This is a genomic window from Cryobacterium sp. MLB-32 (genome assembly GCF_000738085.1).
Lineage (GTDB): Bacteria > Actinomycetota > Actinomycetes > Actinomycetales > Microbacteriaceae > Cryobacterium.
Genome location: NZ_JPRS01000022.1, coordinates 1 through 20,536 on the forward strand (window position 1 = coordinate 1; position 20,536 = coordinate 20,536).

Annotated in this window: 17 protein-coding genes and 2 pseudogenes; 9 read left to right on the forward strand and 10 right to left on the reverse strand. The window is 64.6% G+C overall.

From position 1 onward, the window contains the following. Nucleotides 1–97: 97 nt before the first annotated feature. Nucleotides 98–1,564 carry an amino acid ABC transporter substrate-binding protein/permease gene (locus tag JF66_RS04400; protein WP_197059319.1) on the reverse strand — a complete coding sequence of 489 codons (1,467 nt, stop codon included), beginning with the start codon at nt 1,562–1,564 and terminating at the stop codon, nt 98–100. A 167-nt stretch (nt 1,565–1,731) separates the two neighbouring features. Next, nucleotides 1,732–2,286 (reverse strand): YceI family protein, encoded by a 555-nt coding sequence (locus JF66_RS04405; protein WP_035875673.1) that lies wholly within the window; start codon nt 2,284–2,286, stop codon nt 1,732–1,734. A gap of 161 nt (nt 2,287–2,447) precedes the next feature. Between JF66_RS04405 and JF66_RS04410 the strand changes: the two genes are divergently transcribed. From JF66_RS04410 to JF66_RS04435, 6 genes and pseudogenes are all read left to right on the forward strand, one after another. Then, nucleotides 2,448–3,254, forward strand: a complete 807-nt coding sequence (locus JF66_RS04410) for an oxygenase MpaB family protein (RefSeq protein WP_035875676.1) — start codon at nt 2,448–2,450, stop codon at nt 3,252–3,254. Nucleotides 3,255–3,284: 30 nt separating this feature from the next. After that, a complete protein-coding gene (locus tag JF66_RS04415; protein WP_035875678.1) occupies nt 3,285–3,779 on the forward strand; it encodes an Lrp/AsnC family transcriptional regulator in 495 nt (164 codons plus the stop codon). A 110-nt stretch (nt 3,780–3,889) separates the two neighbouring features. After that, on the forward strand, nt 3,890–5,011 hold the full coding sequence (pdhA, locus tag JF66_RS04420) for a pyruvate dehydrogenase (acetyl-transferring) E1 component subunit alpha (RefSeq protein ID WP_035875681.1): 1,122 nt from the start codon (nt 3,890–3,892) through the stop codon (nt 5,009–5,011). Nucleotides 5,012–5,028: 17 nt separating this feature from the next. Continuing rightward, nucleotides 5,029–6,019: pseudogene (locus JF66_RS04425) on the forward strand (alpha-ketoacid dehydrogenase subunit beta). Then, nucleotides 6,019–7,461 carry a dihydrolipoamide acetyltransferase family protein gene (locus JF66_RS04430; RefSeq protein WP_035875683.1) on the forward strand — a complete coding sequence of 481 codons (1,443 nt, stop codon included), beginning with the start codon at nt 6,019–6,021 and terminating at the stop codon, nt 7,459–7,461. The pseudogene JF66_RS04425 and the gene JF66_RS04430 overlap by 1 nt, the downstream one beginning before the upstream one ends. A 214-nt stretch (nt 7,462–7,675) precedes the next feature. Beyond that, a complete protein-coding gene (locus JF66_RS04435; protein WP_035875685.1) occupies nt 7,676–8,020 on the forward strand; it encodes a hypothetical protein in 345 nt (114 codons plus the stop codon). A gap of 7 nt (nt 8,021–8,027) precedes the next feature. On the opposite strand, the gene JF66_RS04440 is transcribed toward JF66_RS04435, so the two are convergent. Continuing rightward, complete coding sequence (locus tag JF66_RS04440; protein ID WP_035875687.1) at nt 8,028–8,735, reverse strand: M50 family metallopeptidase; 708 nt, start codon at nt 8,733–8,735, stop codon at nt 8,028–8,030. A gap of 152 nt (nt 8,736–8,887) precedes the next feature. On the opposite strand from JF66_RS04440, the gene JF66_RS04445 reads away from it, so the two are divergent. After that, entirely contained in the window at nt 8,888–9,538 is a 651-nt protein-coding gene (locus JF66_RS04445) for a response regulator transcription factor (protein WP_035875688.1), read from the forward strand. On the opposite strand, the gene JF66_RS04450 is transcribed toward JF66_RS04445, so the two are convergent. The 6 genes from JF66_RS04450 to JF66_RS04475 all read right to left on the reverse strand — a co-directional run bounded on the left by JF66_RS04450 (nt 9,438) and on the right by JF66_RS04475 (nt 14,633). Further along, nucleotides 9,438–11,270 carry a GAF domain-containing sensor histidine kinase gene (locus JF66_RS04450; protein WP_081882140.1) on the reverse strand — a complete coding sequence of 611 codons (1,833 nt, stop codon included), beginning with the start codon at nt 11,268–11,270 and terminating at the stop codon, nt 9,438–9,440. The two genes, JF66_RS04445 and JF66_RS04450, sit on opposite strands and share 101 nt — an antisense overlap. A 308-nt stretch (nt 11,271–11,578) precedes the next feature. Next, complete coding sequence (locus JF66_RS04455) at nt 11,579–11,851, reverse strand: hypothetical protein (RefSeq protein ID WP_035875689.1); 273 nt, start codon at nt 11,849–11,851, stop codon at nt 11,579–11,581. Nucleotides 11,852–11,966: 115 nt separating this feature from the next. After that, nucleotides 11,967–12,773, reverse strand: coding sequence for an enoyl-CoA hydratase/isomerase family protein (locus JF66_RS04460; protein WP_051973115.1), 807 nt, complete (start codon nt 12,771–12,773; stop codon nt 11,967–11,969). Continuing rightward, entirely contained in the window at nt 12,760–13,326 is a 567-nt protein-coding gene (locus JF66_RS04465; RefSeq protein ID WP_156109655.1) for a hypothetical protein, read from the reverse strand. Before JF66_RS04465 ends, JF66_RS04460 begins: the two co-directional genes overlap by 14 nt. Before the next feature lie 62 nt (nt 13,327–13,388). Beyond that, nucleotides 13,389–13,931, reverse strand: a complete 543-nt coding sequence (locus JF66_RS04470; protein WP_035875691.1) for a hypothetical protein — start codon at nt 13,929–13,931, stop codon at nt 13,389–13,391. A gap of 15 nt (nt 13,932–13,946) precedes the next feature. Continuing rightward, nucleotides 13,947–14,633, reverse strand: coding sequence for a GntR family transcriptional regulator (locus tag JF66_RS04475; protein ID WP_035875692.1), 687 nt, complete (start codon nt 14,631–14,633; stop codon nt 13,947–13,949). 139 nt (nt 14,634–14,772) lie between these two features. On the opposite strand from JF66_RS04475, the gene JF66_RS04480 reads away from it, so the two are divergent. Together JF66_RS04480 and JF66_RS04485 are read left to right on the forward strand one after the other, a co-directional pair. Next, a complete protein-coding gene (locus tag JF66_RS04480) occupies nt 14,773–16,542 on the forward strand; it encodes an L-lactate permease (RefSeq protein ID WP_051973116.1) in 1,770 nt (589 codons plus the stop codon). 56 nt (nt 16,543–16,598) lie between these two features. Continuing rightward, nucleotides 16,599–19,438: pseudogene (locus JF66_RS04485) on the forward strand (FAD-binding and (Fe-S)-binding domain-containing protein). A gap of 518 nt (nt 19,439–19,956) precedes the next feature. Here JF66_RS04485 and JF66_RS04490 read toward each other — a convergent pair. Next, nucleotides 19,957–20,536: GNAT family N-acetyltransferase (locus tag JF66_RS04490; RefSeq protein WP_369797948.1), on the reverse strand; the 580-nt coding region annotated here is incomplete at its 5' end.

Consider the following 20,536-nt stretch of genomic DNA (forward strand, 5'->3'; position numbering starts at 1 on the left):
CCCTCCATGATTTCAACGTCGAGCCCCTTGAGTACTTCGTTGGAGCCAAAGGACTTACGAAGACCGGTGACGCTGATCTTGCTGGTGCTGATCGTGCTCATTTGTTGAACCTTTTGTCGAGCTTGTTGGAGAGCGTGGTGAGAATGGTGATGACCACGAAGTAGAGGGCCGCCACGATCAGCAGCGTTTCACCCGTGCGGAAGTTGGCTGCGTAGATCTGCTGTCCCTGGTAGGTGAGTTCCGCGAAGCCGATCACCGCCAGGAGCGAGGTGTCCTTGAGGGTCATCACGAATTGGTTGATGAACGAGGGAGTCATGATCTTCACGGCCTGCGGCAGCACAACGCGGCGCATGGTCGTGATGTATCCCAGTCCCAGGCTGCGTCCGGCTTCGGTCTGGCCCGGGTCGACGGATTGGATGCCGCCCCGCACGATTTCGGTCATGTATGCACCGGCGTTGAGGCTCAAGGTGAGCACACCGGCCGTGAGCACGTCGATGGATTGTCCGGTCAGCTGCGGCAGCCCGAAGTAGAAGAAGAATGCCTGCACGAGCAGTGGGGTGCCTCGAAAGATGCTGACATATGTCGTGGCGATCGCCCGCAGCACGACGAACGGTGAGACCTTGAAGAACCCAAGGACCACACCGAGGACGAGGGCGATCAGAATGGACAGCCCGGTCGCGAGGAGGGTGAGTCCGAGGCCTTTCATGAGTGCCGGCATGCTGTCGCTGAGGAGGCCGAAAAATCCGGTATCGGAGACCGGTGCGGGCTCCTTGAGATAGGTATCGAGAATGCCCTGGTAGTCACCGCTCGAGCGAAGCTCTGCGAGCCCGGAGTTGAACGCGGTCAGGAGCTCCGAATTCTGTCCCTTGTTGACGGCAAAGCCATATGAGCTGCCCTGCTCTTTCTCCGTCACCGACGTGAGACCGTTGTTCTGGTTGATTCCGTATGCGAGAACGGGGTAGTCGTCGAAGACTGCTACGGAGTTTCCGGCCTTGACGTCGTCGTACATGGTTGCGGAGTCGGCCAGCGCCTTGACGGTGAAACCGTACTCATCCTTGATGGAGTTCGCGAAGGTCTCGCCTTCACTGCCGCGTTTCGCGACCACGGTTTCGCCCCGCAGATTGTCATAGCCGGTGATCGCTGTGTTCCCCTCAGCGACGGCCATCTGTACGCCGGAGTCGAAGTAGGGGTCGGAGAAGTCGAAGATGGCCTTGCGTTCTTCGGTGATGGACATACCGGCGATCACGCCATCCACCTGGTTGGATTGCAGAGCCTGCAGTGCGGCGTCGAAGCCCAGCGATTGAATCTCCACGCTGAAGCCCTGCTGAGACGCGATGCCGCGGATCAGGTCCATGTCGATTCCGGTGAGTTCACCGTCCTGGCGGTACTCGAAAGGAGCGAAGGTGGTATCGGTGGCAATGATGAAGGTCTTGCCCGTCACGTCGGCGTGCGGGGTCACGGCAGCGGCCGCACCACCGGCTCCGAGGAACAAGGTCAGGACGGCCGCAAGGGCCGTCAACCCGACGGCGAGTCTTCTCGCCGAGAAAGCGTGGAACGTGTGCACAGTGGATTCATTTCTTCTTGACGCGGTGCCGGCACCGCAGAATTACGCCCGGGCAGCAGGAAAAAGGGAGCAGAGGCACCCTCCCCGCCCAAAAATCGTACCCCGAGGCGCAACGGGCACACAAAAGGGGCCCCGCCGAAGCGGAGCCCCTGATGCACTGGGATCAATTATGCGTTGAGCGCGGCCTGCAGCTCAAGCGTAATCGTGACCTTGTCTCCGAGGAGCATTCCACCGGTTTCGAGGGCCGCGTTATAGGTGAGGCCGAAGTCTTCGCGGTTGACGTCGGTCTTGGCCGTCGCGCCGAACTTGTAGTTACCGTAGGGGTCTCCGCCGAAGCCGCCGAACTCGAGCTCGAACGTGGCCGGCTTGGTGACGCCCTTGATGGTGAGGTTTCCGTCGATGAGGAATTCACCCTTGACCTCGCGCATGCCCGTCGACGCGAAGTCGATGGTGGGGTACGTCTCGGCGTCGAAGAAGTCGCCGGTGCGCAGGTGGCCGTCGCGGTTGGGCTCGTTGGTGTTGATCGAAACGACCTTGGCGGATGCCGTGACCGTGCTGTCGAGCGGGTTCTCTCCCGTGACAAAGGTCGCGTCGAAGTCGTCGAACGTGCCCTTGACCTTGCTGATCATGATGTGGCGGATGCTGAACGTGACGGCGCTGTGCGCCTTGTCGATCGTCCAGGTGCCGGCCTTGTAACCGGGAATGGTGATGGTGTCGCTCATGCGTTCTCCTCAAGGTTGTGGGCGCATGAATTGTCGCCCTCAGGTACATGCAAGTGCATAGATGCGGTCTCTATTCCCCAAAGGTGAAGAATTCATCCAGACATTACCCACGGTCTCACACCAGACTGGCAATACACTCGGCTTCGAGAGGGGAGTGACTCATGACAGTGAACGACATTGCCGGCAACGCCGTGCTGATTGCAGCCGGCGGTCGCAGCATCCTGTTGCAGCTGGCCAACCCGGCCATTGGCCACGGCGTTGCCAATCACAGTGATTTTGCCAACCGCCCGCAGGACCGTCTCAACAACACGCTCAGCTTCGTCTACGCCATCGTCTTCGGAACACCGGAGGAAGCCGCTGCCGCAACGCGGCGCGTCAATCACGCACATGTTCCCGTGCATTCGGCGGGCACCGACACGGCACCCGCCTACAGCGCCTTCACGCCGGAACTCCAGCTGTGGGTCGCCGCCACTCTCTACGACTCCGCCCTCCTGATGCACGAACTCGTGTACGGACCTCTGAACGATGATCTGGCCGACGCGTTCTACGACGAGTACCGCAAACTGGGCGCGGCCCTTCAGGTTCCGGTGGCTCTCTGGCCGCCGGACAGAGAGTCTTTTCGTATCTACTGGAACGATTGTCTAGCCGATCTCACGACGGATGAGGCCACGCGTGCCGTTGCCTACGAGCTGTTGCACACGCGGAACGCGCCGTTCTGGATGCGAGCCGGACTGCCCGTGGGCCGTCTCATGACCGCGGGGTTGCTGCCCGCGCACGTACGTGAAATGTTCGACCTGCCGTGGTCACCGGCGCGGCAGGTTCGATTCGATCGAGTGCTGCGCCTGACACGGATGATGTATCCCCTCCTTCCCGTCGGCATCCGTCACTGGCCCAAGAATTTCTACCTGCGCGCGCTGCGGAAGTCCATGCAGACCATGACGGCACCAGTACCCGGGCGCGCTCGCTAGACTGGCTCTCTCTCAACACCGAGGTTTTCAATGACGCAACATTCGGCATCCGACGCCCACTCCGATCTCGACAGCATCGATCGGCAGATCATTGCCGAGCTGAGCCGTGACGCCCGGCTGTCGATGAGGGCACTCGCCGTGCAGGTGCACATTTCCCGCACCGCCGCGCACACCCGAGTGCAGAGACTGGTCACTCGCGGGGTCATCACGGGTTTCGGTGTGCAGACCGATCGCAAATCGCTCGGTCTGCACGTGTCAGCCCTCGTTGTAGTGAAGATCGGCGACGTCTCCTGGGGCGATATCGCCGCCCGACTCGCGGCCCTTCCCTATGTGGAGAAGGCTCAGGCGGTGAGCGGGGACATTGACATCATCCTCACCGTGAACGCGCCATCGCACGAGTTGCTGAGCAAAGCGATCCTTCGCGATATCCACAGCATGCCGGGTGTCATCTCGACCCGGTCACACCTGATCCTGGAAGAAATTTCAGGACATATGCCCGGAACGGTGCCGGACGTTTGGCGTTGAAGCAGACATTTTTCCAACCGTTTGTCAGCGCCACGACGTGCTTCGCGCCAATCGTTCACTTCTGTTCTCGCGATGCTTCGCGCGGGTGAAACTGGGCGCACCATTGCGTCATGAGCCTCAACGTCGAGAGCACGAGGATTCCCACCGTGCTGGCACCCCCACCCCTCCGGTTGATTGATGACGCCGGCCATGCTGTCGATGACAGCCAGACCGGCGGGTTCGAGCTTCCTGCCCCCGAGACGCTCCTGGGCCTCTATCGGCAGATGGTGATCGCCCGACGATTCGACGTGCAGGTGACCGCCCTGACTCGCCAGGGACGGCTCGCCACGTACCCATCCGCACTCGGTCAGGAAGCCTGCGAAATTGCAGCGGTGGCCGCTCTCGAATCCGGCGACTGGCTCTTTCCGACCTACCGCGACAGCATCGCCCTGCTCACCCGCGGCGTGAAGCCCGAGCACATCCTCGCCTCCTTTCGAGGCGACTGGCACAGCGGCTATGACTACCACGAGCACCGCATCGCTCCACAGGCGACTCCGCTCGCCACGCAAGCCCTGCACGCCGTCGGTCTCGCGACCGCCGCGAAGCTGAAACGCGACAGCACGGTTGCCCTCACGCTGCTCGGCGACGGAGCCACGAGTGAGGGCGACGCGCACGAGGCCTTCAACTTCGCCGCCGTCTGGCAGGCACCCGTGGTTTTCCTGGTGCAGAACAACCAGTTCGCCATCAGTGTCCCCCTCGACAAGCAGATGGCCTGCCGCACGATCGCCGACAAGGCGATCGGCTATGGAATGCCCGGCTTCTTCGTGGATGGGAATGACGTGGCAGCCATGTTCGCCGTGACCTCTGCGGCCGTCGACCGTGCCCGCGCGGGCCAAGGCCCCACGCTGATCGAGGGCCTCACGTATCGCATCGAGGCACACACCAACTCGGACGATCCCAGTCGGTACCGAAACGCCGCCGATGTCGACGTGTGGCGCGGCCGCGACCCGATCGAGCGCCTCGAGAAGTATCTGGTGTCCGAGGGGGCTCTTTCGGAAGCCGAACGCGCCTCCATCACCGAGGAGGCCGAAGCTATGGCCGCCGCGACACGGGCATGCATGACGGTCAAGGCGGTGGTCGACCCCCTTGAGCTCTTCGACCACGTGTATGCGAGCCCTCGCCCGGCCCTGGCCGAGCAGCGCGCGGCCTTGGCCGATGAGCTGGCAGAAGACGAGATGGGTGACGAACGATGACGACAGTGATACCCGGGATGGCCACCCGTGCCCCGGAAACGCTCACCATGGCATCCGCTCTGAACGCCGCCATTCGTGACGCAATGGTTGAGGACCCCACGGTCGTGCTGTTCGGCGAAGATGTCGGCCCGCTCGGCGGCGTCTTTCGCGTCACCGACGGTCTGTACGCCGAGTTCGGCGAAACCCGCGTGAGCGACTCACCCGCTCGCCGAGTCCGGCATCGTGGGCACCGCGATCGGCATGGCCATGTACGGCATGCGTCCCGTGGTCGAGATGCAGTTCGACGCCTTCAGCTACCCGGCGTTTCAACAGATCGTGTCGCACGTGGCCAAGATGCGCAATCGCACGCGCGGAAAAATTCAGCTTCCTATCGTGATTCGAATCCCGTATTCGGGCGACATCGGTGGCGTCGAGCACCATTCCGACTCTTCCGAGGCCTACTGGACATCGACCCCGGGACTGACCGTTGTCTCTCCCTCGAATCCTGCCGATGCGTACTCCATGCTTCGTGAGGCCATCGCCAGCGACGACCCGGTGATCTTCATGGAGCCCAAGAGTCGGTACTGGAGCAAGGCCGAGCTCAGCCTCCCCGTGCAGACCGCCCCGATGACGAGTGCTGTCGTCGTGCGCGAAGGCACGGACGTGACACTGCTCGCCTACGGTCCCACGGTGAAAACGGCCCTCGCCACGGCCGATCTTGCTGCCGCGGAGGGCCTGTCAATCGAAGTCATCGACCTGCGCAGCCTCTCCCCTTTCGATGACGCCACGGTGAGCGCATCGCTGCGAAAGACCAGTCGTGTGGCCGTGATCCACGAGGCTGCACAATTCGGCGGCTACGGCGCAGAGGTTGCCGCCCGACTGACCGAACGCAACTTCTTCTACCTCGCCGCACCCATCCTGCGCATCACCGGATTCGATATTCCGTATCCGTCCCCCAAGCTCGAGGAATACTTCCTGCCGACTCCCGACCGAATCCTGGCCGCCATCTCCCGTTGGGAGTGGAACTGATGCGCAACGATTTTCTCCTGCCTGACCTCGGTGAAGGACTCACCGAGGCCGAGATCGTGTCCTGGCTGGTGGCTCCCGGCGACAGCATTCGCATTGACCAGCCCGTCGTCGAGGTGGAATCCGCCAAGTCCGTGGTGGAATTGCCGTCGCCATTCGGCGGTATTGTCGAAAAGATCTTCGGCGAGCCGGGTCAGACGATTCACGCCGGTCAGGTGCTGCTCACCGTGACGGATCAGACCGTCCAGAGCACGGTCGCACCGACCGCGCCGCTGCCGCCTGCCGCCGAGAAGGCCGATTCGGCGGAAACGTCCGGTGCCGTGCTGATCGGCTACGGGACGACGGTGAGCACGCGGCCGGCCCGACGCCCGCAGCGCGGCCGCTTCGGCACCCCCACGCCGGACGCGCCGACATCGACCACGACCGTTACGGCGCCGGTGAGCAGACCGGAGCCGGCGCCCGTGGCAGTTCAGGTCGAGGCTGGTGTTGTGGCCGCGCCGGTCCGAGTCGGGTCGCCGGAAGCCCACAGGCCATCCCCCGTTGTCTCGCCGATTGTGCGACGTCTCGCGAGAGAAAACGGTTTCGACGCGAGTCGTCTCCCCGGCACCGGACGCGACGGGCTGGTCACTCGGGCCGACGTGGAAGCCCAGATTCGGGACAGCACCATGCCCACAGAGACCACGTCCAACAGCACACGGACCGACCCAGCGGCATCGCCGATCTCGGCGCCCGCATCGTCCTCCGCCCAGGCACCGGGTAACGTGCGCATCCCGATCACCGGTCTGCGCAAGGTTGTCGCCCAGCGGCTCGCGACCTCACGTCGGGAGATCCCCGAGGCGACGATCTGGCTCGACGTCGACGCGACGGAGCTCTTCGTCGCCCGGGACCGCCTGCTCGCCGCCACCGGTGAACGATTCAGCGTCACCGCCCTGATCGCTCGCTTCGTCGTGGCCGGTCTGCAGCGATACCCCCTGCTGAACTCGTCTGTCGACACCGCGAGTCAGGAGATCCTGCAACACGGAGCCATCAACCTGGGGATTGCGGCACAGACCTCTCGTGGACTGATGGTCCCCGTCGTGCACGGAGCCCACGCCCTGACGACCCGTCAGCTACGCGACGCCATCTCCGAACTCGTTGTGAATGCCGCTGACGGCACGTTCGCCCCCGCCTCACTCACGGGAGGCACGTTCACGCTCAACAACTTCGGTTCTCTCGGAGTCGACGGTTCAGCAGCCATCATCAACCACCCCGAGGCAGCAATACTGGGAATCGGGCGCATGATCGAGCGACCCTGGGTCGTCAACCACGAGCTCGCGGTGCGAACCGTGGTGGAACTCTCCATGGTGTTCGACCATCGCGTGTGCGACGGCGGCACGGCCGCCGGCTTCCTCACGTTCGTTGCACGATGCATCGAGAACCCGGTCGCCCTCCTCGCCGAGCTCTAGGTCCGGCGAGAAGCCACGTCGGAACGAACCCAGGTGTGCCTCGCACCCATCCTTCCGGCGTGGCATCGTCTCGCACTCAGACGTGAGGAATCCTCTTGACTCCCCCAAATAGGTGACATATATTCATGGTGTTGCCGGGCTCTGGTGACGAATTCCGTCGTGAAAGCTGGGGTGCCATGTCTGCACCGATCTGCAGATCGTTTGGTCACGCACCGTGACGACCGCAGACGCGTCGAATCCCAGCCCCGAGAAGGCAGCTGGCGGTCACCTGCTTCTGGAACGTGTGGCCGCCGGGGACGTAGAGGCCTTCGGCGCACTCTACGACGCGTTCGTCGCGGAGACCTACGCCATCTGTCTGCGTAATATGCCCGGTCAGGCGGCGGACAGGGCAATGGCGGCGCTGTGGATGTTCGTGTGGGCCAACGCTGCGGCGCTGAACGAACAGGCGGGTACCACGAAGTCGATCGTGCTCTCGGCGGCGTGGGCAATCACGACCGACCGCAGCACAAGCAGCCTCCGCCGACTGACCCGGAAGGCATGGCAGACCCCACCGGGCTGAGTGTCGTCTAGATCAAGGCGAGGAAGCGAGCCGACAGCACAGCGCACGTGAGGTTCACCGCAAGAAAAACACCCACCCAGATGATTCCGGGAATGTGGGTGAGACGAGCCAGCTGGTCCGCATCCGATGCCCCCGCCGCCCGTCGCGTACGAGACTGCTGCAGCTCGATCACGGTCCGGACGGAACCGAGCAGCAGAAAGGCCGTGAGCAACAGCGCAAACACACCCTGAACGTCCGCCGAACCGAACCAGGACACCGCAAGGATCACCGCACCGGTGACCCCCACGGACCACAGACCGAACCAGTTGCGAACCTGCACGAGCACCAACGCCAGCGCCACGAGCAACAGCCATAGGAGCGCCACATCGTAGCCACGCCCCAGCAGCCAGGCCGATCCCAGTCCGAGCACGGCCGGCGCCGGGTACCCGGCGGCCAGTGTGAACACCATGCCGAGGCCGTGTGGTCGACCGCGACTCACGGTGAGCCCCGACGTGTCGGAATGCAAACGGATGCCGCTGAGCCGTCGCCCGCTCAGCGTCGCGGCAACACCGTGCCCGCCCTCGTGCACGATGGTGATGCCGTGTCGCGTGATCCGCCAGACGGCGGGCACGACAACAACGAACGCGGCGGCCAGGATCGTGACCACCGCCGTGGAGAACGGCAGGGTCGGGTGCGATTCCAGCATGCTGTTCCAGATTCCCCGCAGCACGTCCATGCTTCACACCCTAGGCGAACGAGCCAACACGAAAACTAAAGTATCTCTCGTTTGCATGGACTTTCGGCCTACCGGGACACGTGAGACGACGGGAGGATGAGGGTGACAGGAAACGTACAGCCGTCTCTGAATGGTCCGACGGGAGGGAAGACATGACGAAACCCCCGATCAGCGTGTTCATTCTCGACGACCACGAACTCGTGCGCCGAGGCCTGCGGGAACTGCTCGAGAGCGAGGGTTTTAATGTCGTTGGTGATGCCGGCCTGGCAGACGACGCCATCCGCCTCATCCCCGTCATCCGCCCCGACGTGGCAATCCTCGACGCGCGCCTGTCGGACGGCACCGGAATCGAGGTCTGCCGCAACGTCAGGTCACTCGATCCCTCGATCATCTGCCTCATTTTGACCAGCTACGCGGACGACCAGGCTCAGCTTGGTGCGGCGCTCGCGGGAGCAGCCGGGTACGTCCTGAAGGAAATCCTTGGCAGCGTGCTGATCGACCGCATTCGCCGAGCCGCGGCCGGGGAGGCCCTATTCGACCCGCTGATCACGGGCCGGCTGATCAGCACCCTGACCGGAACGAGCGCCCACGATTCCCCTCAGGCCCGACTGACCGCACAGGAACGGCGTGTACTGCATCTCATCCGCGAGGGCATGACCAACCGTGAGATCGGCGACAGCATGGTTCTGACCGAGGCAACCGTCAGGAGCTACGTGTCGTCCCTGCTGGAGAAGCTGGGGTTTCAGCGTCGAACCCGCCCTGCAGCCGCCGTGGCGACGGTCCCATCCGCGAACCGTTTGTGACGATCGGCACCGGCGCTGACCACGACAGGCGGGCTCCCTCACCGGGTTGGCTCTTGACCTCGAATCGACCACCACACATCCGTGCCCTCTGACGCAGGTTTTCGAGGCCGCTGCTCCGCACCGGGTCGCTGAATCCGCGCCCGTCGTCGACGATCAGCAGCCGAACTCGGCCGTGCTCGGCATTCACGGAGACCTTGATCGACGTCGCGCCGGAATGCCTGGTGACATTGCTCAGGCCCTCGGTGATCACAGCCAGAAGGTTTTCACTCAGCGCCTCACCCAGGTCGGCGTCGATCGGACCAGACAATCGAATATTCGGCGCGAATCCGAGGGAACGGGTTCCTTCGGCAATGACCTCCAGGATCCGACTGCTCATGGTCGCCGATGTCTGCGAGGCACCCCGAAGGGAGTAGATCGTGTCCCTCAGTTCGTGGATGGTGCTGTCCAGTTCCACCGTGACGGCCGCGATGCGGTCGAGGGCCACGGGGTCGTCGGTGAATCGGCGCAGGCTCTGCATGCTGAGGCCGGCCGCGAATAACCGCTGGATGACGAGGTCATGCAGATCCCGGGCGATTCGGTCACGATCGCCGAACACGGCCTGCTGTTCACGCATCCGGTGCACATTGGCCAGCTCCAGGCCGAGAGCCACATAGGACCCGAACACGGCGCTCATCTCGATATCCGTCGGGCTGAACCCGCCCGAGCCGATGGGACGGGCCAGCAGCAGCATTCCCTGGCCGACCCCGGGTGGGCCGAGTGCCACCAGCAGGGTTGGTCCCAGCTCTGGCCAGGCGCCGTCCTGCGCCGCGACGGTCGGATCGATCACCTGACTGAGCAGCGGCAGCACCGCCGATTCCCCTGCGCTGCGCACCCCGGCGAGGGCAAGCGGGCTCATCACGATACTTCGGCCGACGAGGGCGGAGGCGCCAACACCGACACCCGCGGCACAGAACACCTTGTCCTCTTCATCCGTCGGCAGACCGATGAGCGACAGGGCCGCCCCGGACTCGATCATTGCCCGCTGCGCCACCGCGTCGAGGCCGCTTTCCCCATCGTCATCGAAGGATCTCAGCAGGTCGCGTGCCATGTCGGCGCAGGCCTCAAGCCAGGCGCCCCGCCGGCGAGCTTCCTCGAACAGGCCGGCATTTTCAATGGCCACGCCGGCAGCGGCGGCCAGCGCCACGGCAAGTTCCTGGTCTTCGGGGGTGAAATCTCCCCCGCCCTCTTTTTCGGTGAGATAGAGGTTTCCGAAGACCACGTCTCGCACGCTCACGGGAACGCCGAGGAAGGACACCATCGGTGGGTGATGGTCGGGAAAGCCCGCGGCCGACGGGTGTTGACGGAGGTCGTGCAGACGGATCGGGTGCGGTTCGCGAATCAAAAGACCCAGCACCCCCTTGCCGACCGGCAGCGCCCCGACCTTCTCGATGGTTTCCGCGTCGAAGCCCACGGTCACGAAGTGGCTCAAGCTCTGGTCCGACCCAATCACGCCGAGGGCGCCGTACTGCGCGCGGAGCAGCGTGCAGGCGGATTCAACGACCCGCTTGAGTACGGCCTCGAGGCTCAGGTCTTCCGCGATGGAGACAACAGCGCTGACGAGGCCCCGAATGCGTTCCTGAGTGAGGAGAAGTTCATCGGCTCTCGCCGCGAACTCTCTCAGCAGATCGTCAATCCGCGCACCACTGGGCTGCAGGGCGGTGGGGAAGGGCGACTCGACCGGCTGATCTACCATGGCAAGGTTCCGCACCTTCGTCGAACCGCGGCACGATCACGCACGCTGCGATAGGGCTGACACTTCATGCCACTACCTTGGCATGGAAGTCGGCCCCGGGGTGACGATCCCCCAACGGTTACATGGCGGTTACATGGCGGTTACGCTGCGATCATGTGCCGGTTAGACCACATGAAAGGCGGTACGGCTCACCTGTGTACGCTCACACCCAGTGCACGTCATCAGGTAGAGCGGCACAGAGGCCCGCTGGGCGTGGTCCGGATTGGGGGTGAGCCGGGCCTGGGATCGGCAGTACGGGCACGTGAATGTCATGGATGCACCTTTCTGATCATCGGCGTGGCGAGGCTCGCCACGGCTCGCTCAAACGTGGGGAATGACGACCGTTCACTCAGCTGGAAGTTCGACACCTCGAAGGAGTCGTCGAACAGCTCGATGAATCCGAAGATCGCCCGCGGGTCGCCGACCGCAATCGCGAGGTCGCAGACGCGCCACTCGGTGCGGGAGAGTTCGGTGATGCCGATCGCCCGACCGAGCGGGTCGACAGCAACGGAAGTGCCGATTCGATCTCGTGTCTGGGTCATGGCTTAAGGATCGCCGACGTCCGGCGAGCCGGACAGGGCCAAAAGTCACCTGGTCGTCCTGCCCCGCCGAACATACCGCCGGGCGGTTTGACTCAGACGTGTAGCCGTGCAGAGTTCAGGGCCGCGCGGTCGCGCGAGGCCGCTTTCTCTTCGCGAGAAATTCATCCATTCTGGCGAATTTCTCCGGCGACTCGAACAGAATCGCCTGTGCCTCATTATCGACGCGGGGATGCGCTTCTGCTGCGGCGTGGAAGACTTCCTTGGCAAGCCGGGTAGCCAGCGGGTCCTGGGCACCGATGCGATCAGCGAGCGCGTGTGCCGCCGCCACCAGATCCTCCGAGGCGTGAATCTCGGTGATCAGATGCACCGCGAGGGCCTCATCCGCGGTGAGAACTCGACCCGCGAGGATGATCTCCTTGGCCACCGGTTCACCCACGAGCTGTGCGAGTCGCCACAGGGCACCGGCGGCAGGCAGAATACCCAAAGCGGTCTCGGGGTTACCGAGGCGCACGGTGGTCGAGGCGATGCGGAAGTCCGCGGCATACGCGAGCTCGGCTCCCCCGCCCAGTGCCCAGCCGTCCAGAGCCGCGATCACGGGCATAGGCAGACGTGCAATGCGCGAGAACAGCCCCGAGTTGATTCCCTTCAGGGCGTCTTCGCGTCGACGTTCCCGAAGTTGGGCGATATCCGCACCCGAGGCGAAGACTCCATTGCTGCCGGAAATAATCAGTATGAGCGGCTCTCGCTCGAGTTGCTCACACACGGCATGCAGTTCGTCGATCATGGTCTGGTCGATGGCGTTGCGCACGTCCGGGCGGTTGAGCTGAACGTGCACCCGATCGGAACCGCGCTCGATCAGAAGGGTCGTCGGTTCGACGACGTGTACGTTTTCGGAGGGCGACACCGGCTTAGAAGAAGTCATCGGGCGTTCCAGCAGCTCTGGTTACCTCATCGGTCCCCACGCGGGCCGCCGTGAGTTTGGCCATGGCAACACGCAATCCGGATTCCATCTGCGCAGACCATACCTCGATCTCACGACGCGCGACATCCGCTGCCTCCGCCCGCGCCAAGGCCTTCTCCTTCTCGATGCGCTCGTTCTTGACCTGCTGGATGCTGAGCGTAATGCCGTAGTACGCGGCAACCATCGACGCGATGGGGGTGGCGATCACGGCGAGCGCATTGATGCTCTCGCCGGTGACACCGACGATGATCATCACGATGAAGGCGATCGCCAACGCGCCCATGCCGACGAGGACGACGAGGGCCATGTTCGGTCGTGTGACGGCACGGACAACGGATGTCGCCGACCCGTCTCGGGGCGGTTCGGCCGCCGACGTCACGGGGACGGCGGCCGGCACCGATCCCGTGGGGGGTGCCGAACTCGTGGGCGGTGCTACGGGCTGGCCCAGATTGAGCACCGTGGTCTCGGCATCGGACGGTGATCGGGTGGGCTTCGCTGTGGGCAGGTCAGTCATGTGGTACTCCGTCTTCCGTGAGGTGTTCGTCGCCCCATTGTGGTGCGTCGTGAGAACGTAGGTCAAGAATGGGGCGGGTTCGGTTCGTTCAGAAAGACGCGTTTGTACGAACGGCCATCCGGTAGCTGAACGGTCTGGCTCGACAATTTGCCACGGGATACCTGCAGGTAGACGGCTTGCGCGCTCACGCCCAGTCGGGTGGCGGCTTCGGCCACCGACAGTCCGGGCAGGTCGGTGGGTACGCTGCTCGGCCGAACCGAGCGTTTCCGGCCAGCCAACAGCCGAGCGGCAATCTCGTCGTCCGTGCCGGCCCAGCGCCAGCGCGCAGCAGCCGGTTTGATCCCGGAGGCATCGGCGATTTCGTTCCACCCCACCCCGTCCGTGAGCGCCTGTCGCACGCTCCGGAGCGTCACAGCGTCGGATTCGAGTTCGTGCACGAGCCGGCGCACGGCACGAAGCCGCTCAATCGCCGTGGATGCGGGCCTCTGTGACGAAACCGCCGATGCGGTCTGGTCGCCCTCCTGTTGGGCCGGCGTGGTCAGCCCGGCGAGGGCGCTGACCACGGCGAGCGCGGTCTGGGTGTCCGGGGCAAGAAAATCATTCACGCGACAGTCTCCGTCTCAGTTCGCCGGGAGGTTGGGCACACGGGCCGCGGGGCCGGCCTCGCCGCCCAGAGCTTCGACGAGTCGCTCCCGCGCGCGTCCCAGGTGATCGTCGAGCAGTCGAGCCGCCGTGTCACCGTCGCCCTGGGCCAGGAGTTCGAGGATCCTTCGGTGTTCAGTGTGGATCAGACCGGGGGCCAGCAGGTTGAGGCTCTGCACCCTGGTCATGCACAGGCGAACCTCACTCACCAGGGATCGATACATCTTGCTGGTGCGTTCGTTGCCGATGGCGTCGATCAGGCCGGTATGAAACCGCATATCCGGTTCGATCAGATCAAGCGGCGAGCTGCCGGCAAGGGCGGCAATGTCATCATTGGCGCGTACGGCAGCCGTCGGGACGGTGCGAGTGAGCGCCAGTCGGCGCACGACCTCGCTTTCGAGGTACGCGCGGGCCAGATAGATGTCTCGCACCGCCTCGGGGCCGAGCTCGGCCACACGGGCGCTCTTGTGCGCGCCGCGTACGAGCAGCCCCTCCCCCACGAGGCGTTCGATTGCGGCCTTGGCCGTCGGGCGAGCCACATCGTAGGTGGACGCCAGGTCGGTTTCGGTGAGCGGCACGTCCGCCAGCTCCCCCGCGAACAGTCGCGAACGAAGATCATCGGAGACGGCATCGACGATGGAGGTCGCCACAACGGAACGGACCATGTGGTCTTCCACCTTTCACAACGGGTGCTTCCATCTTGGCAGACCGTGCCGAATGCAGCATTGACTTACGTGCGTACTTGTTAGACAATTTAGGAGCCGTCACCTGAATGTGACGCAACCTCAGTGTGGAGACCTCATCATTCAGACAACTTTTCCGTTAGCGCCCGTCCCTACCGGCGCTTTTATTCAGATCACCGATCCCCTCTTTGGCAATCTCGCCCTGTCGGCGGCGTGCGCCGCGCTCCCGCTCGTGCTGCTCTTCGTTCTTCTGGGAGTCTTTCGCATGAAGGCGCACAAGGCCGCCCTCGCGGCCCTGCTGCTATCGATCGTTCTCGCCGTCGTGGGATGGCAGATGCCCGCCGGCCAGGCCCTGAGTGCAACCGCCGCGGGAGCCTTCTATGGGCTCTTCCCGATTCTCTGGATCCTCGTCAACGCCCTGTGGATCTACAAGCTCACGGTCGCTACGCCGTGGTTCGAGGTTCTGGGACGCACCATTCGTTCCATCTCCAATGACCTGCGTATCCTCTCGATCCTGATCGCCTTTTGTTTCGGTGCCCTGCTCGAGTCTCTGGCCGGCTTCGGCGCCCCAGTGGCCATCTCTGCCGCGATGCTGATGGCCGCCGGAATGAAGCCACTCAAATCGGCTATCGTGTCGCTTCTCGCAAACACCGCTCCGGTCGCGTTCGGCGCCATGGCCGCACCGATCATCGCCCTCAACGGCGTGACCGGCCTGCCCGTGCACGACCTCGCGCAAATGGCCGGGCGCCAGACCCCCTTCATCGCCGTACTGGTACCGCTGATCCTCGTGTTCCTCGTCGACGGCAAGCGCGGCCTGAAGCAGACTTGGCCGGTCGCAGTGGTCGCCGGGCTCGTCTTCGGACTGGCCCAGTTCGTCACCTCCAATTTCCTCGCCGTCGAACTGACGGATGTCGTGGCCGCGGTCGCGACCGTGACCGCCGTCCTGGTCATGCTGCGCTTCTGGCAGCCGGTCGAATCCGTCGGCCTGACCGACGGCCTCGACCAGGCCGACGCCGCCGGGACCGAACCCCAGACCCGTCTCAACCAGAGCGAACCGGCGGACGCCATGCGCAGCACCGAGACCACGGCCATCAAAACCGCCCGCCGCTCCGCCGGCGACGTAGACCTCTCGAATCACCAGCGTCCGGCCGCCGGCCAGGTCTGGAAGGCTATCGCCCCGTACCTGATCATCATGGGCATCTTCTCGATCGCGCAGATCCCGGCCGTAAAGGCCTGGCTCGGTGTCGTGGGCAGTGTGACCTTCCCCTGGCCGGGGCTGGACGTGACCAACGCGGCCGGCGACCCGGTGCCGGCGACGACGTTCAAGCTCGACCACATCAAGGCCACCGGGACCCTACTGTTCTTCTCCGGCCTGATCACGATGGCGCTCTACAAGGTCTCCGTGCGCCAGGGCCTCAAGATCTACTGGGACACGCTGGTGCAGTTGCGCTTCACCCTCGTTACCGTGACCGCCGTGCTGGCCCTCTCCTTCGTGATGAACCTGTCGGGCCAGACCGCTTCCCTCGGCGCCTTCCTCGCCTCGACCGGAGCATTCTTCGCCGTGATCTCCCCCCTGATCGGCTGGATTGGCGTGGCTCTCACCGGCTCCGATACGTCCTCCAACGCGCTCTTCGGCCAGTTGCAGGTCACGGCCGCCAACTCCACCGGCCTGTCGCCCGTGCTGATGGCCGCCGCCAACTCGTCAGCCGGCGTCCTGGGCAAGATGCTCTCGCTGCAAAACCTGGCCGTCGCGGCGGCCGCGGTCGGGCTGGAGGGCGCCGAGAGCACCCTCTTCCGCAAGCTCGTCGGCTGGAGCTTGGGCTTGCTCGCGCTGATCACCCTCCTGATCGTGCTCCAGTCCACCCCCGTCCTCGGCTGGATGGTGCCGTAATGCCTCGCAGCAGCGCGACCGACCTCTCCGCCGTGACGCCGGCGGCATCCGCCGGTATGCTCGGGGCCCTGCGGGCCGCGGTGTCCGATCCGTTGCAGGTGAAGACCCGCGCGATCGACCTGCACGCCAACGCGCATGACGCCTCGCACTTCCTGCTGGTGCCCCGCGCCGTGGTCGTGGCGGGCAACGCCGAAGAAGTCGGCCGCCTGCTGCGAGCCAGCATGAGCCAGGGTGTCCCGCTCACGTTCCGCTCGGGCGGCACCAGCCTGAGCGGCCAGGCGCTCACCGACGGCGTGCTCGTGGACGTCCGTCGCAATTTCACGAAGATCGAGGTGCTGGACAACGGAGCGCGGGTACGCGTGCAGCCGGGCGTCACCGTCCGCGCGCTCAACGCCCGCCTCGCGCGCTACGGTCGCAAGTTCGGCCCGGACCCGGCGAGCGAGTCTGCCGCCACGATCGGCGGAGTTGTGGCCAACAATTCCTCCGGAATGGCCTGCGGCACCGTCGACAACGTGTACCAAACCCTCGAATCGCTCACCGTGGTGCTGCCGAGCGGCACCGTTCTCGACACCGGTGAAGCGGATGCCGACGCCCGCCTGCGCTCCCTTGAGCCGGACCTGCACGAGGGGCTCGTGCGCCTGTCACAACGGGTGCGCGGCAATGCCGCATCCGTGGCCACCATTCGTCGGCAATTCGCCATGAAGAACACCATGGGCTACGGCGTGAACTCCCTGCTGGATTTCGATCGCCCCGTCGACATGCTGGCGCACCTCATCATCGGCAGCGAGGGCACGCTCGGCTTCGTGGCCGAGGCCGTATTCCGCACGATCCCCCGCCAGGCGCACGTCACAACGGGACTGCTGGTATTCCCCGGCATGGAGGCCGCCACGGCCGCGCTGCCGGCTCTCGTCGGCTCCGGGGCCGCCACGCTCGAACTCATGGATGCGCTGTCCCTTCGCGTCGGTCAGGGACTGCCGGATACTCCGGGCATCATTCGCGACCTCGCCGTGCAGGAGCACGCCGCCCTGCTCGTGGAATACCACGCCGACAGAGCCGAACACCTGACGGACCTGTCAGAAGGCGGCCTCATGCTGATGCCCGCCCTGGGGCTCAGCTCCCCCGCACGCTTCAGCACCGATTCGGCCACCCGTGCCGAACTCTGGCACCTGCGCAAAGGCCTCTATGCCGCCGTGGCCGGCGCCCGGCCGGCGGGTACGACGGCACTGCTCGAAGACATCGTGGTGCCGGTGCCGGCACTCGGACGCACCTGCATGGAGCTCATCGAGCTGTTCGACCAGTATCAGTACCGCGACAGCGTGATCTTCGGTCACGCCAAAGACGGCAACATCCACTTCATGCTCACCGACGGTTTCACCGGGGCCGAGTCGCTCGAGCGCTACCGCGCCTTCACCGAGGACATGGTCGACCTCGTTCTCGGCGAGGGCGGCTCACTGAAAGCGGAGCACGGCACGGGCCGGGTAATGGCGCCCTACGTGCGCCGACAGTACGGTGATGAACTCTACGACGTGATGCGCTCACTGAAGCGACTGTTCGACCCCGCCGGCATGCTCAACCCGGGCGTGATCATGAACGACGACCCCGACGTGCACCTGCGCGACATCAAGACGACTCCCCTGGTCGCCGAGGAGGTCGACCGCTGCGTCTCCTGCGGGTACTGTGAGCCGGTCTGCCCAAGCCGCGAGATCACTCTGACGCCCCGGCAGCGCATCGTCACTCTGCGCGCATCGAGCAGGCGAGACTCGATGGCGATACCGCGCTCCAGACGGAGCTTGAGAAGGACTATCAGTACAGCGCGGTAGAGACCTGCGCGGTGGACGGAATGTGCCAGACCGCGTGCCCGGTGAACATCGACACCGGCAGTCTCGTGAAGAGCCTGCGTCGTGCCCAGCCCAAACCGGTGCAGAACGCCGTGTGGAATGCCGCCGCCAAGAACTGGGGAACGGTGACGCGCGGTGCCGGTCTCGCCCTCACCGTGGTCGCCTCCGTTCCCACTCCGCTGGTGCAGGCCCCCAACCAGGCTGTCCGAGCCGCGCTCGGCGCCGACACGGTTCCGCTGTACTCCCCGGAGCTTCCGCGTGGCGGCGCAAGCCGTCGCCGCGCCGCTCCAGCCGAGCCCGCCGAGGCGGTGTATTTTCCGGCCTGCGTCAACACGATGTTCGGACCAGCGGATGCCGCATCCGCCGGCGTGCAGGTGAGCTTCGAGGAGCTCTGCGAACGGGTCGGCATAATCCTCGTGGTTCCCCCCGGCATCGATGGTCTTTGCTGCGGCACCCCGTGGGCGTCGAAGGGCCTGGTGAGCGGGCAGGCAACCATGCGCGAGTCCACCCTTGCCGCCCTGCGCCTGGCGACTCGTGACGGGGAGCTGCCGATTATCTGCGACGCGTCCTCGTGCACGGAAGGACTACGCGCCACGATCGAGAGCGACACGAGCGACCGGCCCCTGCGTGTGATGGATGCCGTCGAATTCGCCGCCGCGCGCATCCTCCCGGAGTTGCCCGACTACCCGAAGCTGGAATCGCTCGCCCTGCACCCCACCTGTTCGTCCACCCGGATGGGAATCAACGACTCACTGCGAGCCGTGGCCGACGGGGTCGCCGAGCGCGTCGATATTCCCGACAACTGGGGCTGCTGCGGTTTTGCGGGCGACCGGGGCATGTTGCACCCGGAGCTCACGGCCTCGGCGACGCGAGCCCAGGCAGCGGATGTGGCGGTGATGGAGGCCACAGCGCACGCCTCCTGTAATCGCACGTGCGAACTCGGCATGACTCGCGCCACGGACCAGCCCTACCGGCACGTGCTCGAACTGCTCGCCGACCTCACTCGCGGTGTGCCGCGCACCGAGCACGATCTCGTGGCCCGTCCTGCGACGGTCTAGCTGTTCTCGTGGCACTCTTGTCAGCTCTCACGGAACTTGAGACTCCTAGAGCTACAAGAGACCACCCGTTCGCTGGGGCCGTCAACCCGACCTGCTGAATTTCTGTCATCCAGTGTGAGACCTGTTCTGGATGGGTCCCCCTGTTTCGTAGGGGAACCTTCATCGGTCAGATCTCTCGTACGGTCAGCAGGCTTCGGCCGAGCGAGGGATCGACCAGAGCCGCAGCTACTCCACGAGAGAGCTACGAGCGCCGAAGGATCGCGCTGACCCTGCTATCAAGGCCTTGACCGAATCAGCCAGAGTCGCCTCCCCATAGGACCGGGCACCATTCCAGTCGGAGGCCACCAGGGAGGTCCCGACAAACCAATGCCGATTGCGGACTTCGCCATTCACCTTCAAGTCGACGCGGCCAGCAGGTAGCGCCGCTAACCGCTACGGCGTTTCAGTGCGGAAGTGTGATGGACCAGGACGCACGCCAGCTGTGTCGAGGGGGAATCCTGTGCGGGACGGGTGAACGCTCAGACGGTGAGGTCTTCCCAAACGAAGTGTGTGGTCTCGCCCGATTCCCAATCTCGACGAAGAATTGCATAGGCGACGGATGCCAACGGGTGCGCGCCCGTCACCGGCCAGCCCTCGCGATAGTGAGCTTCTTTGATGAACCCTGAGCGAAGGAAAGTCTTGCGCATCGCGATGTTGTCTTCGCGGGTCTGCCCCTCAAAGCGATTGACGTTCGGCCAACGCTGGAATACCTCAGCGGTGAGGGCACGCAGAATGTGCGCGCCAAGGCCACGGCCCCGAGCTGCCAAGGACAGCCGCAGGTCGAACAAAGGTGCGTCGTCAAGGAGGTCCTCAAGGATCGCGAGGCCCAGACGCCCTTCGGATTCTGAATGGACCCAGAAGCTGGCGTGATCGGGGCCGCAGAATGCACCCTCGGAGATCTTCTGCTCAAGATCAGTGCGGGTCGGTCTGGCGTTGATGTGGAAGGGGAACTCGTTCGACAGCATGAACTGCACAAGCGCAGCGTGGTCAGCGGGCAGGTCCAGCGCCGTAAACGTGATGTCCAAGGTGCTGTCTCCTAGGTGATCGCGTGAAAGGATG